We start from the raw sequence: 15,459 nt of genomic DNA on the forward strand, positions 1-15,459 counted from the left end.
GGGCGCGTCGCGCTAGTTTGAGCGGAGACGGCGGCGGCGGAGGGCTGAGTGGCACGCGGGGCTGCGACGGTGGCGTACCGGTACGCCGCGCGATCGGACGCGGGCATGCTCCGCGGGGTCAACGGCGACTCGGGCTACGCGGGCCCGCACCTGCTCGCGGTCGTGGACGGCGGCGCCGACGTCGCGCGAGCGGGCGCCGTCAGCTCCGCGGTGATCGGCGCGCTGCGGGAGCTGGACGCGGGGACGGTCCGCCGGACCAGGCTGCTGAGCGCCCTCGAACGGGCCGTCGCGTCCGCAGACCGGCATCTCGGTGAGACGGGCCTGGCCCAACCGTACGTGCCGGGGTCCGGCGCGTCGCTGACCGCGATGCTCTGGTCGGGCGACCACCTCGCCCTGGCCCATGTCGGCAACACGCGCGGCTACATGCTGCGCGACGGGGAGCTGTTCCAGATCACCCACGACCACACGCTGGCGCGGCTGCTGGCCGACGACGGCCGGATCGGCGAGCACGAGGTGATCACACATCCGGATCGCTCGGTCCTGCTGCGCGCGCTGGTCGGGCGGGGCGCGGCCGACCCCGATCTGAGCCTGCGCGAGGCGCGGCTCGGTGATCGTTACCTCCTCTGCAGCGACGGGCTGCACACCGTCCTCGGCCCCGAGCAGATCTTCGAGGTCCTCGCGGGCGTGGCCGATCTCGACCGCGCGGTCCGGCGGCTCGTCGAGCAGGCCAACCGGCGCGGAGGTCCGGACAACATCACCTGCGTCCTCGCCGATGTCGTGACCGGCGAGGAGCAGGACGACGTCGCCCACGTCGCGGGCGCGGTCGCCCGGGCGAACTCCGGCGACGGAGGCTCCGTGGCGGTGCTCGGGGCGCCGCTCCCGCCGCCGGGGCCCGCGCCGTCGGATTTCGGGGAGTCCACGCTGCACCTGCCGTCCGGGCCGGAACGGGGGCCTTCGGTGCCGTGGGCGGCGCCTCGGCCGCCGATGCCGTGGGAGGCGGGGGCCGGGACCGCGAGCGCGGGGGCGGAGCCGGCCGGGTTCTCGCTGGACGGGTACGAGGTCTTCGAGAAGCTCGGCGAGGGCGGGAACGCGGCGGTCTACCGGGCGCGGCGGACGGCCCTGGGCCGCGAGGTGGCGATCAAGCTGGTGCACCAGCGGATCGTCGACGAGCGCGACCGGCGGCGGTTCCAGCGGGAGCTGGACGCGTGCGTGCGGCTGTCGGAGCATCCGAACGTCGTGACGCTGTACGACGCCGGGACGCTGCCCGAAGGCCGCCCCTACCTGGTCATGGAGCTGTGCCCGGGTGGGTCCCTCGCGGACGGGCTGCGCACGCGCGGCCCGATGCCGGCGGTGAGCGCGCGGGAGATCGGGATCCAGGTGGCGGACGCGCTGGACGCCGCGCACTCCCACGGCGTCCTGCACCGGGACATCAAGCCCGCCAACCTGCTGCTGACCAGGTTCCACCGGGTGGCGCTCGCCGACTTCGGGATCGCCGCGCTGCCCGTCCCCGGCGAGCACGTGTCGATCACGCTGGCGATGACGCCGGTGTACGCGGCGCCCGAGATGTTCGACGACGCGCCGCCGTCTGCGCAGGCGGACGTGTACTCGCTCGGCGCGACCGTGTACGCGCTGCTGGCGGGGCGTCCGCCGCACGCCCCGGAACGCGCCCTGCCCGCCGCCGCGCTGGTCGCGCATCTGCTGCGCAGCCGCGGCGTCCCGATCGAGGACGCGCCGGGCGTGCCCGCGCCGTTGATGGCGGTGCTCCGGCGGGCCCTGGACGCCGACCTCGGACGCCGCTACCGGACGGCCGCCGAGTTCCGGGACGCGCTCGCCGCCACCCGCTGACGGCCGCCCACCGCCCCCGGACGCGGCGGCCTATCGTGCCTCGCTGGACATAACGGATTCAGGGGGCCGCACTGACACGCCGGGGCGATCCTGGGAACGCCGGTCGGACTTGGTTAATCTCATCAGCATGGCCACACGTGCGTCCGGGGGAGCGAAGACCACATCGTCGTCCTCGCGTACCGGAAGCGGCGGTGGGGCGGGCAAGGGAGGCGGCGCGCGGTCGGGAGGCGGCGCGCGGTCCGGGAGCGGCGCCAAGTCCGGCGGTGCGAGGTCGGGGGCCGGGAAGGCGCCCGCGCCGCGCAAGCCCCGGGCGTCCTCGGCCAAGGGGCGCGCTCCGGCGCGGCGGCAGCCGAGCCAGCCCGATCCGGTGCCCCAGCTCGTGCTGGGCCTGTTCAAGCTGCTGTTCAAGCTCTACCACCTGGCCGCCGTGGCGGTCGGGTCGATCTTCCGCGCGTACGGGAACGGCGCCCGCGACCTCGACGAGGAGCACCGCCGGGACGGCCTCGGCCTCGCCCTGCTCGGCGCGGCGATCGTGCTCGCCTCGGTCACCTGGTGGACGCCCGAGGGCGTGGTCACGGTCGCGCTCGAACGGGTCGTGCGCGGCGCGCTCGGCGTGCTCGCGATGACGCTGCCGGTCGTGCTGACCGTCCTCGCCTGGCGCACGCTGCGGCATCCCGAGCACAACGAGGACACCGGACGGATCGTCATCGGCCTCACGGCGCTCGGCGTCGGCGTCCTCGGCATCATCCACATCGCGTCCGGCAGCCCGACCCCGGCGCACGACATGGCCGGGGTGCGCGGCGCCGGCGGCGTGATCGGCTGGCTCGTCGCCGCGCCGGTGAAGGCGGCGCTGTCGGGCTGGGTGGCGGTGCCGCTGCTGATCCTGCTGTCGGGCTTCGGGCTGCTCGTGGTGACCGCGACGCCGATCGCCCGCGTCCCCGACCGGCTCGCCGAGCTGTGGTCGCTGGCGACGCTCCAGGGCCGTCCGCCGCGTCCGGAGGACGAGACCGACGACGCGGACGGCGGCAAGCCCAAGCGCCGCCGCAAGAAGAAGAGCGAGGACGACGAGCTGGAGGTCGGGGAGCACTCCCGGCCGTACGACACGCCCGTCCTGGACGAAGAGACCGCGAAGAAGGGCAAGAAGGGCGACCTCGCCGACGACATCTTCGGCCCGGACCCGCTCGGCGTGGACTCCGGCGCGGACACCGGCGCGAACTCCGCCGCGGACGACTTCCCGCCGCCCCCGCCGCCGGTCGAGGACGACATCCCCGACACCCTGATCGTGTCGCCCGGCACGCCCCCGGACGCCCCTGACGTCCCGGACCCGAGCCCCGCGCCGTCCCGCACCGAGCAGCTGCCGCTGTCGTCGTCCGGCGAGATCTACGAGCTGCCGGACCCGGCGACCCTCCGGCCCGGCAGCGTCGCCAAGCCGCGCACCAAGGCGAACGACGCCGTGGTCGCCTCGCTCACCGAGGTGCTGGAGCAGTTCAACATCGACGCGCAGGTCACCGGGTTCACCCGGGGGCCGACGATCACCCGGTACGAGATCGAGCTCGGCCCGGCGGTCAAGGTCGAGAAGATCACCGCGCTGACCAAGAACATCGCCTACGCGGTCAAGTCGTCCGAGGTCCGGATCATCTCCCCGATCCCCGGCAAGTCCGCGATCGGGGTCGAGATTCCGAACGTGGACAAGGACATCGTCAGCCTCGGCGACGTGCTCCGCTCGCCCGCCGCGACCAACGAGCACCATCCGATGATCGTCGGCCTGGGCAAGGACGTCGAGGGCCGCACGGTGGTCGCGAACCTGGCCAAGATGCCGCACATCCTGATCGCGGGCGCGACCGGCGCGGGCAAGTCCACCTGCATCAACGGGCTGATCACCTCGGTCATGATGCGGGCCACGCCGGACGAGGTGCGGATGATCCTGGTCGACCCCAAGCGGGTCGAGCTCACCATGTACCAGGGCATCCCGCACCTGATCACCCCGATCATCACCAACCCGAAGAAGGCCGCCGAGGCCCTCGAATGGGTCGTCGGCGAGATGGACCGCCGCTACGACGACCTCGCCGCGTCCGGGTTCCGGCACGTGGACGACTTCAACAAGGCCGTCCGCGCGGGCAAGCTCACCGCGCCGCCCGGCAGCGAGCGGGTCTACACCCCCTACCCGTACATGCTCGTGATCGTGGACGAGCTGGCCGACCTGATGATGGTCGCTCCGCGCGACGTCGAGGACTCGGTCGTCCGCATCACCCAGCTCGCCCGCGCCGCCGGGATCCACCTGGTGCTGGCCACCCAGCGTCCGTCGGTGGACGTCGTGACCGGCCTGATCAAGGCGAACGTGCCGTCCCGGCTGGCGTTCGCGACGTCCTCGCTCGCCGACAGCCGCGTCATCCTCGACCAGCCCGGCGCGGAGAAGCTGGTCGGCCAGGGCGACGCGCTGTTCCTGCCGATGGGCGCGTCCAAGCCGATGCGGCTGCAGAACGCGTACGTCTCCGAGAAGGAGATCCACGCGGTCGTCGCGCACTGCAAGTCGCAGATGGAGGCGTCCTACCGGGAGGACGTCGCCGCGGCGGCGGGCCCGAAGAAGGAGATCGACGAGGAGATCGGCGACGACCTGGACCTGCTCGTCCAGGCGATCGAGCTCGTCGTGACCACGCAGTTCGGCTCGACGTCCATGCTCCAGCGCAAGCTGCGCGTCGGGTTCGCCAAGGCGGGCCGCCTGATGGACCTGATGGAGTCCCGCGACATCGTCGGGCCGAGCGAGGGTTCCAAGGCGCGCGACGTCCTCGTCAAGCCGGACGAGCTGGCCGGCGTCCTCGCCGACGTCCGCGGCGGCGCCTGACCTCCCTGGCCGGTTCCGGCGCGCCGCCGTGTCCGCGGGCCGCGAGCATGATCCACTCGTGTCGGGGCCGGGTCCGCCGTGGACCGTTCCGCTCGATGATCGGAACGTGGACGGAATGATGCGAAATCTTGCCCCGTTTCGCATGTGTTGGCTATCGCCCCGCGGGCATGGCGCTTCCTAGACTGGAACCATCGGCATGGGGGTTGGTCGCCTGATGGTGCGGCTCTAGGGAGGCTCGCGTGAGCATCGGTGAGACCTTGGCGAGAGAGCGCGAGCGAGCCGGGCTCACCATCACCGAGGTGAGCCTGCGCACCCGGGTCCGCGAGACCGTCGTCAGCGGAATCGAGCACGACGACTTCACCACGTGCGGGGGCAACTTCTACGCGCGCGGCCACATCCGCAGCATCGCCCGGGTGATCGGCATCGACCCGGAGCCGCTCGTCCGCGAGTTCGACGAGGCGCACGGGGGCGCGCCGCAGCCGGTGTCCGCGGTGGCCGCGTTCGAGCCCGAGACGTCGGTCCCGCTGCGCGAGCGACGCTCCCCGAACTGGACGGCCGCCATGGCGCTGGCGCTCGTCCTCGTGGTCGGATACGGGATCTTCCACGTGCTGAGCGGCGGCGGTGGCGAGCACCACGCGGCCCAGCAGGTCGCGGGCACGCCCGCCGCGCCCGCGCCGAGCACGCCCGCCCCGAGGCCGTCCACGCCGACGCCGAAGGCCACGCCGCACAAGGGCGTCCAGATCAAGCTGAAGGCCCGCCGCGCGACCTGGGTGGACGTCCGGGGCGACAAGGGCAGGTCGCTGTTCACCGGCACGCTGGCCGCCGGGTCCACCCGCGCCTGGTCGGCGCGCAAGGTGATCAGCATCGTGATCGGCAACGGCGGCGGCGTCCGGGTGATCGTCAACGGCCGGGACATCGGCGCGCCGGGCGCGAGCGGGAACGTCCTGACGATGCGGTTCACCCCGTCCGATCCGAAGCCGCAGGACACCCAGTCCGCCTGACGGGCTCCCGTGGTCCGATGCGGCCCCGGCGCCCACTACCTTTGGATGCATGTCCACTCGCCGCAAGGTCTCCCTCGTCACGCTCGGCTGCGCCCGTAACGAGGTCGACTCCGAAGAGCTCGCCGCCCGGATCGAGGACGCGGGCTGGGACCTCACCGACAGCTCCGACGGCGCCGACGTGGTCGTGGTGAACACCTGCGGGTTCATCGACGCGGCCAAGAAGGACTCCATCGACACGCTGCTCGCCGCGCACGACTCCGGCGCGAAGGTCGTCGCCGCCGGGTGCATGGCCGAGCGGTACGGCGCGGAGCTGGCCGAGGCGCTGCCGGAGACCGACGCGGTGCTGAGCTTCGACGACTACGCCGGGATCGGCGAGCGGCTGGACGACGTCATGGCCGGACGGCGGCACCGCGCGCACACCCCGCGCGACCGCCGCACGCTGCTGCCGATCTCGCCGGTCGAGCGGTCCGGGTCCACGGCGTCCGTGGCGATTCCGGGCCACGGCACGGGCCACGGCCACGGTCACGGCGCGGGGCATGGTCACGGCCACGGTCCCGGCGTGGGCGAGGCTCAGGCGGCCCCTGCGGGGAGCGTCCCGGCCGACCTGCCGGACGGTGTGGCCCCGGCGTCCGGGCCGCGCGTGCTGCGCCGCCGGCTCGGCGGGGGACCGGTCGCGCCGCTGAAGCTTGCGTCCGGCTGCGACCGGCGCTGCACCTTCTGCGCGATCCCCGCGTTCCGCGGCGCGTACGTGTCCCGGAACCCGGCCGAGGTGCTGGAGGAGGCGCGCTGGCTCGCCGGACACGACGTCCGCGAGCTGGTGCTGGTCTCGGAGAACTCGACGTCCTACGGCAAGGACCTGGGCGACCTGCGCGCGCTGGAGAAGCTGCTGCCGCAGCTGGCCGCCGTGGAGGGGATCGAGCTGGTGCGGGCGTCCTACCTCCAGCCCGCCGAGCTGCGGCCGGGCCTGCTGGAGGTGCTCTGCCAGACGCCCGGCGTCGCCCGCTACTTCGACCTGTCCTTCCAGCACGCCTCCGGGCCGGTGCTGCGCTCGATGCGCCGGTTCGGCGACCGCGAGCGGTTCCTGGAACTGCTCCAGCGGGTGCGCGAGCTGGCCCCCGAGGCGGGCGTCCGGTCGAACTTCATCGTCGGCTTCCCCGGCGAGACCGAGGACGACCTGGAGGAGCTCATGGCGTTCCTCACCGACGCGCGGCTCGACGCGATCGGCGTGTTCGGCTACTCCGACGAGGACGGCACCGAGGCCGCCACCCTGCCGGGCAAGCTCGACCCGGCCGAGGTCGCCCGGCGCGTCGAGGAGGTGTCGGCGCTGGCCGAGGAGCTCACCGCCCAGCGCGCCGAGGACCGGATCGGCACCGAGATCTCCGTGCTGGTCGAGGAGAAGACCGGCGACGGCTACGAGGGCCGCGCCGAGCACCAGGCCCCCGACGTGGACGGCATGGTGCTCGTGCGCGGCGAGGGCCTCACGATCGGGGAGTTCGTGACCGCGACCGTCGTGGACAGCGACGGCGTGGATCTCGTGGCGGAACTCTCATGACCACCGGCGCGCCGGGGCCGGTGGCCGAGCCGCCGTCCCCGCCGCCCGCGAGCCTCTACAACGTCGCGAACCTGCTCACGCTGCTGCGGATCCTGCTGGTGCCGCTGTTCGTGTGGCTGCTGCTGCGCGACACCACGGCCTGGCGGCTCGGCGCGTTCGCGGTGTTCGCGGTCGCGTCCGTCACCGACAAGATCGACGGGGACCTGGCGCGGAAGAGGAACCTGGTCACCGACTTCGGCAAGATCGCCGACCCGATCGCCGACAAGGCCCTGACCGGCGCGGCGCTGGTCACCCTGTCGGTGCTGGGCGAGCTGTGGTGGTGGGTGACGATCGCGATCCTCGTCCGCGAGATCGGGATCACCCTGCTCCGGTTCGTCGTGATCAGGTACGGGGTGATCCCGGCGAGCAAGGGCGGCAAGCTGAAGACGACGCTGCAGATCCTCGCGATCGGGCTGTACATCCTGCCGCTGCCGGAGATCGTCCAGCCGGTCGCGTGGGTCGCGATGGCCGCCGCGCTCGTCGTCACGGTCGTGACGGGCGTCGACTACCTCTTCCAGGCGTGGCGCCTCCGCAAGACCGCCGGAACCCGCTGAGCCCCGCTACGGGGACCGCCTGCGGGACGCGCGGGACTGTCGGGGACGGGCAGTAGGTTGGTACGTGGACGGAAGGGGACGCTCACGTGCTGCGAGTGGAACTGCTGACGGTCGGGGACGAGCTGCTGCTCGGCGACACGATCAACGGGAACGCGGCCTGGCTGGGGCAGCGGCTCGCCGAGCGCGGCGTCCAGGTGACGCGCAGCGTGGTGGTGGCCGACGTGCTCGACGAGATCATCGAGGCCGTCCGGGAGGCGCTGGCGCGCGCGGACGCCGTGATCACGACCGGCGGGCTCGGCCCGACCTCCGACGACCTGACCCGCGACGCGCTGGCGAAGGCCGCGGGCGTGGCGCTGGTGCGCGATCCGGAGCTGGAGCGGCGGCTGCGCGAGCGGGTGGCGGCGGCCGGGCGCGAGCTCCAGCCGATGGCGCTGCGCATGGCGGACGTCCCGGCGGGCGCCCGCGTGCTGGCGAACTCGGCGGGCAGCGCGCCGGGCCTGCGGGTCGAGCTGCCCGGCGGCCCGGTCTACGCCCTGCCCGGCGTGCCGTTCGAGATGCGCACGATCATGGACGAGCTGGTCCTGCCCGAGCTGGCCGAGCGCGCGGGCCTGCCCGCCGTGGCGCGCCGGACGCTGCGCACGGCCGGGCTCTGGGAGTCGGTCGTCGCCGCGCGGCTCGCGCCGGTCGAGGAGATGCCGGGCGTCACGCTGGCGTACCTGCCCGACCCGTCCGAGGTGCGGGTGCGGATCACCGCCGCCGGGGACGACCCGTCCGGGCTGCTGGCCGACGCCGAGGCGCGCGTGCGCGAGCTGCTCGGCGACGCCGTCTACGGCGAGGGCGAAGAGACGCTCGACCGGGTCGTCCACCGGCTGCTGGCCGAGCGGGACGCGACGGTCGCGACGGCCGAGTCGCTGACCGGAGGGCTGATCGGCGCGGAGCTGACGAAGATGCCCGGTTCGTCCGCGACCTACGCCGGCGGCGTCGTCTCCTACGCCACCGGGCTCAAGCACCGGCTGCTGGGCGTGGACGACGCGCTCCTGGCGAGGGAGGGGGCCGTCCACCCGGACGTGGCCCGCCAGATGGCCGAGGGCGCGCGCGACCGGCTGGGCGCCGACTACGGTGTCGCGGTGACCGGAGTGGCCGGGCCGGAGCCCCAGGACGGCCGTCCGGTCGGAACGGTCTACATCGCCGTGGCCGGACCCGGAAATGCGTTCTGCGTCACGCGACCGCGACTCCCGGTGCCCGGCACCGGGGCCGAGAGCCGCGCCGCGCTGCGCCGCATGACCGTGGTCCACGCCCTTGACCTGGTACGTCGCGTCCTGCTCGGGCTTGACGCGGAGCCCGCCGCCGGGGACGCTCAGAAAGATCGGGAAGGATCGGGCTGATTACAGCGTTACGTTCCGAGCGAACACGAAATCGACGGTCTGCCACGGCCACGCTCCGGGCGGGTACGGTGGAACCGGCAGATGGTCCGAACTGAGGGAGGGAGCGAGACGATGGTCCTGCTTCGCAGCCTGCTCGGTGACGTCCTGCGGGCGCTGCGGCTGCGCCAGGGACGCACCCTCCGCGAGGTGTCGGCGGCGGCCCGGGTGTCGCTGGGCTACCTGTCCGAGGTGGAGCGTGGGCAGAAGGAGGCGTCCTCCGAACTGCTGTCCTCGATCTGCAAGGCCCTCGGGGTGCCGCTCAGCCACGTCCTGCGAGAGGTGGCCGACCAGCTCGCGCTGGCCGAGCTGCAGCACGAGCCGGTGATGGCCGGCGCGCCGCCGGAGCACGAGCGGATCAGCACCGACGCGGTGCCCGATTCGCCGGAGGAGATCGCGGGCGAGTTCCGGGCCGACATGGTGGCCGCCTGACGGTGGTCCGGGACGGCGACCGCGGCAGCGGTCGCCCCGCCGTGATTCCGCATGGGCTTCCGGCCCGGCCGATCGGCCGGGCGCGCGCCGGATGAGCCGCGCGCCGCGGCGGCGATCCTTGACCGGGCCTGTGTGGTGTCTCACGAGTGAGAAGGGCATTTCAGGGCAGGTTTCGCGTTGTACCAGTCAGTGGACGAACAACGCGGAAGGAGCTCATCGATGACCGCCGTGAAGAGCCCCCTTTCCGAGGCCGCGCAGAAGACGACCGGCGAGGCCCTCCAGGGCGCCCTGGTCGACCTGATCGACCTCGCCCTCTACGCCAAGCAGGCGCACTGGAACCTCGTCGGACCGCGGTTCAAGGTGGTCCACGAGCACCTGGACGAGATCGTCGACCTGGCCCGGCAGGCCCAGGACGACGTGGCCGAGCGCGCGATCGCGATCGGCGTGAACCCGGACGGCCGGTCCCGCACGGTCGCCGACCGCACCGAGATCCAGCAGCTGGAGGCCGGCTCCCTGGCCGACGACAAGGTCGTCGCCGCCGTCACCGGCACCCTCTTCGAGATCATCAAGCGGTTCCGCGAGCGCGTCGCCGCGACCGACGAGCCGGACCCGATCACCCAGGACCTGCTCATCAGCATCACCGCGGACTTGGAGAAGCAGCACTGGATGTTCCAGGCTCAAAGTTGATTGCCTCCGCGACTTCGGGGCCTCGCCTGGCGGCTCGGCCCCGAATCGCTGGGGCGGCGAGCGCGGCATCGCTTCGCGATCAACCGGCCGGAGCCTCGCCTCCGGCTTCGGCTCCGCCCGGTTGGTCACGCGCTCGCGGTGCACCTTGAGGCGGTCTGATCACCCCGCTCCGGTATTGCTCGGGGCGGGGTTTCGGCTGTTCGGGGACCGGTCGTCCGCGGAGCCCTGCTTGGGTGGACGGCGCTAGTATCGCTCGATGATCCGGTTCGACCTGCTGCTGCACGAAGCCTGGCCCGCTGTTGAGAACGTCCGGCGGGAGGGGTGGGTCTTCCGGAGCGCGGGCGGTGTCACCAAGCGTGCCAACTCGGTCTGGCCCGCCGGCCCGGCGGACGATCCGGAGGCGTTGATCGAGGCGGCAGAGAAGTTCTACGCCGATCGCGGGCTGCCCGCCGTCTTCTCCCTCCTGGACGATCCGGCACTCGATGAACTGCTGGCGCGGCGCGGGTACGAGCTGGTCGATCCGACGCTGCTGATGGTCCGCGAGCTGGACGCTGCGGAGCCCGCGGACGGCGACGGGATCGGAGACGGCGTCGAGATCGCGGAGGAGCCGTCCGACGCCTGGGTGGACGCCTGGTGGTCCGTGGACGGACGCTACGCCGACCAGGGGCCGGCCGCGCGAGCGATCATCACCGGCGTCCCCGCCGACTACGCCGGCGTTGGACCCGGTGTCGCGGGCGTGGGGCGGGGCGTGCCGCAGGGGGACTGGTACGGGATCTACTGCATGGCCGTCCGTCCGGAGGCGCGGCGGCAGGGGTTGGCCCGCGAGGTGCTGCGGGCCCTCCTGCATCGCGGCCGGACGGGCGGCGCGAGCCACGCCTACCTCTGCGTCACCGAGGGGAACGCGGCCGCGCGGGCGCTATACGCGTCCGAGGGCTTCGAGGTGGCGGGCGGATACCACTATCGCGTGCGGACGTAGTCGCGGAGGTGGACGGCGGTCAGCGTGTCGCCGTTCGCGACCAGGTCGGCGGGGGTGCCGGTGAAGACGATCTCGCCGCCCTCCGAGCCCGCGCCGGGGCCGAGGTCGATGATCCAGTCCGCGTGCGCCATGACGGCCTGGTGGTGCTCGATCACGACGACCGAGTTGCCCGCGTCCACGAGGCGGTCGAGCAGGGCGAGGAGCTGGTCCACGTCGGCGAGGTGCAGGCCGGTGGTCGGCTCGTCCAGGACGTAGGTCGCGGCCTTCTCGGCCATGTGGATCGCCAGCTTGAGGCGCTGCCGCTCGCCGCCCGAGAGCGTGGTGAGCGGCTGGCCGAGGCCGAGGTAGCCGAGGCCGACGTCGGCGAGGCGGCCGAGGATCGCCCCGGCCTGGCCGGTGCCGAAGACCTCGCGCGCCTCGTCCACGGACATTGCGAGCACCTCGCTGATGTTCCGGCCGTCCAGGGTGTAGCCCAGCACTTCGGGAGTGAAGCGGCGGCCCTCGCATTCCTCGCAGACCGTAGCGACTCCGGCCATCATCGCGAGGTCGGTGTAGACCAGTCCGAGGCCCTTGCAGTTGGGGCAGGCGCCCTCGGAGTTCGCCGAGAACAGCGCCGGCCGGACGCCGTTGGCCTTGGCGAACGCGGTCCGGATCGGGTCGAGCAGGCCGGTGTAGGTGGCCGGGTTGGAGCGCCGCGAGCCGCGGATCGGCGACTGGTCGACGGCGACGACCCCGTCGCGTCCGGCCAGGTAGCCGTGGATGAGCGAGCTCTTCCCGGATCCGGCGACGCCCGTGACGACCGTCAGGACGCCGAGCGGGACGTCCACGCTGACGTTCTTGAGGTTGTGCCGCGTCGCGTTCTCGATGGCCGCGTGCCCGGTCGGGGCGCGGACGGTCTCGCGGAGCCGCGCGCGGTGGTCGAGGTGCCGTCCGGTGAGGGTGCCGGACGCGCGGAGCCCCGCGACGTCGCCGGTGTAGCAGATCCGGCCGCCCGCCGCGCCCGCGCCGGGGCCGAGGTCCACGACGTGGTCGGCGATCTCGATCGTCTCCGGCTTGTGCTCGACGACCAGCACGGTGTTCCCCTTGTCGCGCAGCCGCAGCAGCAGGTCGTTCATGCGTCGGATGTCGTGCGGGTGCAGGCCGACGGTCGGCTCGTCGAACACGTACGTCACGTCGGTGATGCTGGAGCCGAGGTGCCGCACCATCTTGACGCGCTGCGCCTCGCCGCCGGACAGGCTGCCGGACTCGCGGTCGAGGCTGAGGTAGCCGAGCCCGACCTCGACCAGCGAGTCGAGCGTCTCGCGGAGGGTGGCGAGCAGCGGCGCGACCGAGGGCTCGTCCAGCTTGCGGGCGAACGCGGCCAGGTCGCTGATCTGCATCGCCGAGCAGTCGGCGATGTTCAGCCCGTCGATCCGGGACGACAGCGCCGCCGGGTTCAGCCGCGCGCCGCCGCATCCGGGGCAGGCGGTGAACGTGACGGCCCGCTCGACGAACGCGCGGATGTGCGGCTGGAGGGCGTCCTTGTCCTTCGCCAGGTACAGCCGCCGGACCTTGACGACCAGGCCCTCGTAGTTGGTGTTCAGCCCGCCGAGCTTGATCTTCGTGGCGGGCTTGTAGAGGAGGTCGTCCCACTGCTGCCGGGTGTAGTCGCGCAGCTTGACGTCCGGGTCCACGAACCCGGAGTGGGCGAGGTTCTTCCAGTACCAGGAGTCGACGGCGAAGTTCGGGACGGTGATCGCGCCCTCGTTCAGCGACCTGTCGCGGTCGACGAGCTGGTCGACGTCGATGTCGGAGACCTTCCCGAGGCCCTCGCAGCGCCGGCACATGCCGTCGGCGGTGTTGAAGCTGAACGCGCTGGACGTCCCGACGTGCGGGACGCCGAGGCGGCTGAACACGATCCGGAGCATGGTGGACGCGTCGGTGGCCGTCCCGACGGTGGACCGGGCGTTCGCGCCCATGCGCTCCTGGTCCACCACGATCGACGCGGACAGGTTGCGCAGGACGTCCACGTCCGGGCGGGGGACGTACGGCATGAAGGACTGGACGAACGCGGTGTAGGTCTCGTTGATCAGGCGCTGCGACTCGGCCGCGATCGTGCCGAACACCAGCGACGACTTGCCGGACCCGGAGACCCCCGTGAACACGGTCAGGCGGCGCTTGGGCAGGTCGAGCGAGACGTCCGCGAGGTTGTTCTCGCGCGCCCGGCGGACCTCGATGACGTCGTGGCTGTCGGCGATGTGCCGGGTCATGCGCGTCCTCCCGTTGATATCCTTAGGGCATAAAGTGTTGCTCGATCAGCTTATGCCATAAGGAGTCCGGGATGGCCGTCTTCGCGGGACAGGGCGATCCGCGCCGCTCGATGGAGCTGCTCTGGCGCGATGCGGTCCCGGCGGCGCGGTCGGGGACGCCCGGACCGAAACCCGGCCTGTCGGTGGACGCCGTCGTGGACGCGGGCATCGCGGTGGCCGACGAGGTCGGCACGGCCGCGCTGTCGATGCGGCTGGTGGGCGAGCGACTCGGGCGCACCGCGATGGCGCTCTACACGTACGTGCGGGGCAAGGCCGAGCTGGTCGACCTCATGTACGACAAGGTCCTCGGCGAGCTGCCGCCGTCCTTCCCCGAGCCCGGGTGGCGGGACGCGCTGGTCTCCTGGGCCGAGGCCACGCGCGCGTTCCACCTGCGGCATCCGTGGGTGTCCCGGGTGTCGCAGGCCCGTCCGGTGCTGGGGCCGAACGAGTACACCGCGTACAACGCGCTGGCCGGCGTCCTGCGGCGGGCCGGGCTGCGGCCGGACGAGGCGCGCGCGGTCGTGCCCGTCCTCGTCCGGTACGTCGAGGGCGCGGTGCGCGCGGTGAACGAGGCGCGCGAGGCCGCCCGCACGACCGGCGTCCCCGACGAGGAGTGGTGGCACGCCCGCGCCGCCGCGCTGGAGGAGATCGCGCCCGACTTCCTCGACGGCGTCCCGGACATGGCCTGGCTGGAGTCCCGCGACGCGCCGCCGCCCGACCACGACGGTCCCTACCTGGAGATGCTCGTCGACGAGAGCTTCCACCAGGGCCTCGCCGTCATCCTCGACGGCATCGAGGCGCGCCTGACCGCCCGCGCCTGACCGCCCGCGCCTGACCGCCCGCGCCCGATCGGGGAGTGCCTGACCGGCCGCCCCCATCGAAGCGCGTCTGGCCGGCCGGGCGGTCAGCCCCGGTAGTCGCCGGCGGCCTCCAGGCAGGCGCGGACGAAGTCGCGCAGCACCGGGTCGGCGTCGCCGCGCGGCCAGACGACGGCGAGCTCGCTCTCCGGCGCGTCCACGACCGGCCGGTAGACCACGCCCGGACGCCGGTACACGCGGGACGTCATCTCCGAGAGCATCGCGATGCCGCGCCCGGACTGGACGGCCTGGAAGTAGTCCTCGGAGTTGTGCACCTCCGCGCCGATCTTCGGCAGCGTGCCGAGCCGGTCCAGCGCCAGCCAGAAGTCGCGCAGCGGGCCGGCCGACGCGGGCAGGGCCACGAACGTCTCGTCCCGCAGGTCGCGCAGCCGGACGGTGTCGAGCGCGGTGAGCCGGTGCCCTTCCGGCAGCGCGACGCACCGCCGCTCGGTGACGATGACCTCGTGATCCAGCCGGTTCGCGCCGGGCAGCGGCAGGCGCAGCAGCGCCGCGCGGTCGCGCCCGGACAGGACGGTGCCCGCGGGGTCGTCCCAGTCGTTCAGCCGCAGCTCGACCCGCCGGTCCGGGCGCAGCGCGGCGAACCGCTCGGTCACGCCGCGCAGCAGCGTCGGATCGACGGCGGAGTGGTAGCCGACCGGCAGGACGCGGGCGGCGGCGTCGCGCTCGGCGCGGGCCCGGCGCTCCCAGTCGTCCAGCGACTCGACGGCGGCGCGCGCGACGGGCAGCAGCGAGCGGCCCGCGTCGGTCAGCGCGACCGAGTGGCGGGTCCGGACGAACAGCGGCGCGCCCAGCTCGTCCTCCAGCCGCCGGACGGCCTTGGACAGCGCGGGCTGCGCCACGTACAGGCGCTCGGCGGCGCGCGTGAAGTGCAGCTCTTCGGCGACGGCGACGAAGTACCGCAGCGAGCGGGTCGAGACGTCCATTCCGTCACGGTAATGCCTTTC

Annotated in this window: 11 protein-coding genes and 1 pseudogene; 10 read left to right on the forward strand and 2 right to left on the reverse strand. The window is 73.1% G+C overall.

The annotated features are described in order from the left end of the window. Window positions 1-48: 48 nt before the first annotated feature. The 9 genes and pseudogenes from ACFPCY_RS03920 (at window position 49) to ACFPCY_RS03960 (ending at window position 11,349) form a co-directional block, all read left to right on the forward strand. Window positions 49-1,845, forward strand: a complete 1,797-nt coding sequence (locus ACFPCY_RS03920) for a bifunctional protein-serine/threonine kinase/phosphatase (RefSeq protein WP_378252152.1) — start codon at window positions 49-51, stop codon at window positions 1,843-1,845. A 127-nt stretch (window positions 1,846-1,972) separates the two neighbouring features. Continuing rightward, entirely contained in the window at window positions 1,973-4,687 is a 2,715-nt protein-coding gene (locus ACFPCY_RS03925; protein WP_378252153.1) for an FtsK/SpoIIIE family DNA translocase, read from the forward strand. A 239-nt stretch (window positions 4,688-4,926) separates the two neighbouring features. Next, complete coding sequence (locus ACFPCY_RS03930; protein ID WP_378252154.1) at window positions 4,927-5,688, forward strand: helix-turn-helix domain-containing protein; 762 nt, start codon at window positions 4,927-4,929, stop codon at window positions 5,686-5,688. Window positions 5,689-5,737: 49 nt separating this feature from the next. Next, window positions 5,738-7,231, forward strand: a pseudogene (rimO, locus tag ACFPCY_RS03935) (30S ribosomal protein S12 methylthiotransferase RimO); the annotation flags it as partial. A 5-nt stretch (window positions 7,232-7,236) separates the two neighbouring features. Then, window positions 7,237-7,833, forward strand: coding sequence for a CDP-diacylglycerol--glycerol-3-phosphate 3-phosphatidyltransferase (gene pgsA, locus ACFPCY_RS03940; protein WP_378252155.1), 597 nt, complete (start codon window positions 7,237-7,239; stop codon window positions 7,831-7,833). Window positions 7,834-7,919: 86 nt separating this feature from the next. Continuing rightward, on the forward strand, window positions 7,920-9,218 hold the full coding sequence (locus ACFPCY_RS03945) for a CinA family nicotinamide mononucleotide deamidase-related protein (RefSeq protein WP_378252156.1): 1,299 nt from the start codon (window positions 7,920-7,922) through the stop codon (window positions 9,216-9,218). Between the two features lie 111 nt (window positions 9,219-9,329). Continuing rightward, window positions 9,330-9,686, forward strand: a complete 357-nt coding sequence (locus ACFPCY_RS03950) for a helix-turn-helix domain-containing protein (protein ID WP_378252157.1) — start codon at window positions 9,330-9,332, stop codon at window positions 9,684-9,686. A gap of 219 nt (window positions 9,687-9,905) precedes the next feature. After that, a complete protein-coding gene (locus tag ACFPCY_RS03955) occupies window positions 9,906-10,373 on the forward strand; it encodes a Dps family protein (protein ID WP_378252158.1) in 468 nt (155 codons plus the stop codon). A gap of 256 nt (window positions 10,374-10,629) precedes the next feature. Continuing rightward, window positions 10,630-11,349, forward strand: a complete 720-nt coding sequence (locus tag ACFPCY_RS03960; RefSeq protein ID WP_378252159.1) for a GNAT family N-acetyltransferase — start codon at window positions 10,630-10,632, stop codon at window positions 11,347-11,349. On the opposite strand, the gene ACFPCY_RS03965 is transcribed toward ACFPCY_RS03960, so the two are convergent. Further along, window positions 11,331-13,598, reverse strand: coding sequence for an ATP-binding cassette domain-containing protein (locus tag ACFPCY_RS03965; RefSeq protein WP_378252160.1), 2,268 nt, complete (start codon window positions 13,596-13,598; stop codon window positions 11,331-11,333). The genes ACFPCY_RS03960 and ACFPCY_RS03965 overlap by 19 nt on opposite strands. A 71-nt stretch (window positions 13,599-13,669) precedes the next feature. On the opposite strand from ACFPCY_RS03965, the gene ACFPCY_RS03970 reads away from it, so the two are divergent. Then, window positions 13,670-14,458: a TetR/AcrR family transcriptional regulator C-terminal domain-containing protein gene (locus tag ACFPCY_RS03970; protein WP_378252161.1), complete on the forward strand. Its 789-nt coding sequence runs from the start codon at window positions 13,670-13,672 to the stop codon at window positions 14,456-14,458. Window positions 14,459-14,541: 83 nt separating this feature from the next. Here ACFPCY_RS03970 and ACFPCY_RS03975 read toward each other — a convergent pair whose 3' ends face one another. After that, window positions 14,542-15,438: a LysR family transcriptional regulator gene (locus ACFPCY_RS03975; protein ID WP_378252162.1), complete on the reverse strand. Its 897-nt coding sequence runs from the start codon at window positions 15,436-15,438 to the stop codon at window positions 14,542-14,544. Between the last annotated feature and the right edge of the window lie 21 nt (window positions 15,439-15,459).

The organism is Actinomadura gamaensis (genome assembly GCF_042652125.1).
GTDB lineage: Bacteria > Actinomycetota > Actinomycetes > Streptosporangiales > Streptosporangiaceae > Spirillospora > Spirillospora gamaensis.

Coding starts and splice junctions, on each gene's coding strand:
- ACFPCY_RS03965 (WP_378252160.1), bottom strand. CDS start 13,598: ATGACCCGGCACATCGCCGACAGCCACGACGTCATCGAGGTCCGCCGG.
- ACFPCY_RS03925 (WP_378252153.1), top strand. CDS start 1,973: ATGGCCACACGTGCGTCCGGGGGAGCGAAGACCACATCGTCGTCCTCG.
- ACFPCY_RS03970 (WP_378252161.1), top strand. CDS start 13,670: ATGGCCGTCTTCGCGGGACAGGGCGATCCGCGCCGCTCGATGGAGCTG.
- ACFPCY_RS03955 (WP_378252158.1), top strand. CDS start 9,906: ATGACCGCCGTGAAGAGCCCCCTTTCCGAGGCCGCGCAGAAGACGACC.
- ACFPCY_RS03960 (WP_378252159.1), top strand. CDS start 10,630: ATGATCCGGTTCGACCTGCTGCTGCACGAAGCCTGGCCCGCTGTTGAG.
- pgsA (WP_378252155.1), top strand. CDS start 7,237: ATGACCACCGGCGCGCCGGGGCCGGTGGCCGAGCCGCCGTCCCCGCCG.
- ACFPCY_RS03950 (WP_378252157.1), top strand. CDS start 9,330: ATGGTCCTGCTTCGCAGCCTGCTCGGTGACGTCCTGCGGGCGCTGCGG.
- ACFPCY_RS03975 (WP_378252162.1), bottom strand. CDS start 15,438: ATGGACGTCTCGACCCGCTCGCTGCGGTACTTCGTCGCCGTCGCCGAA.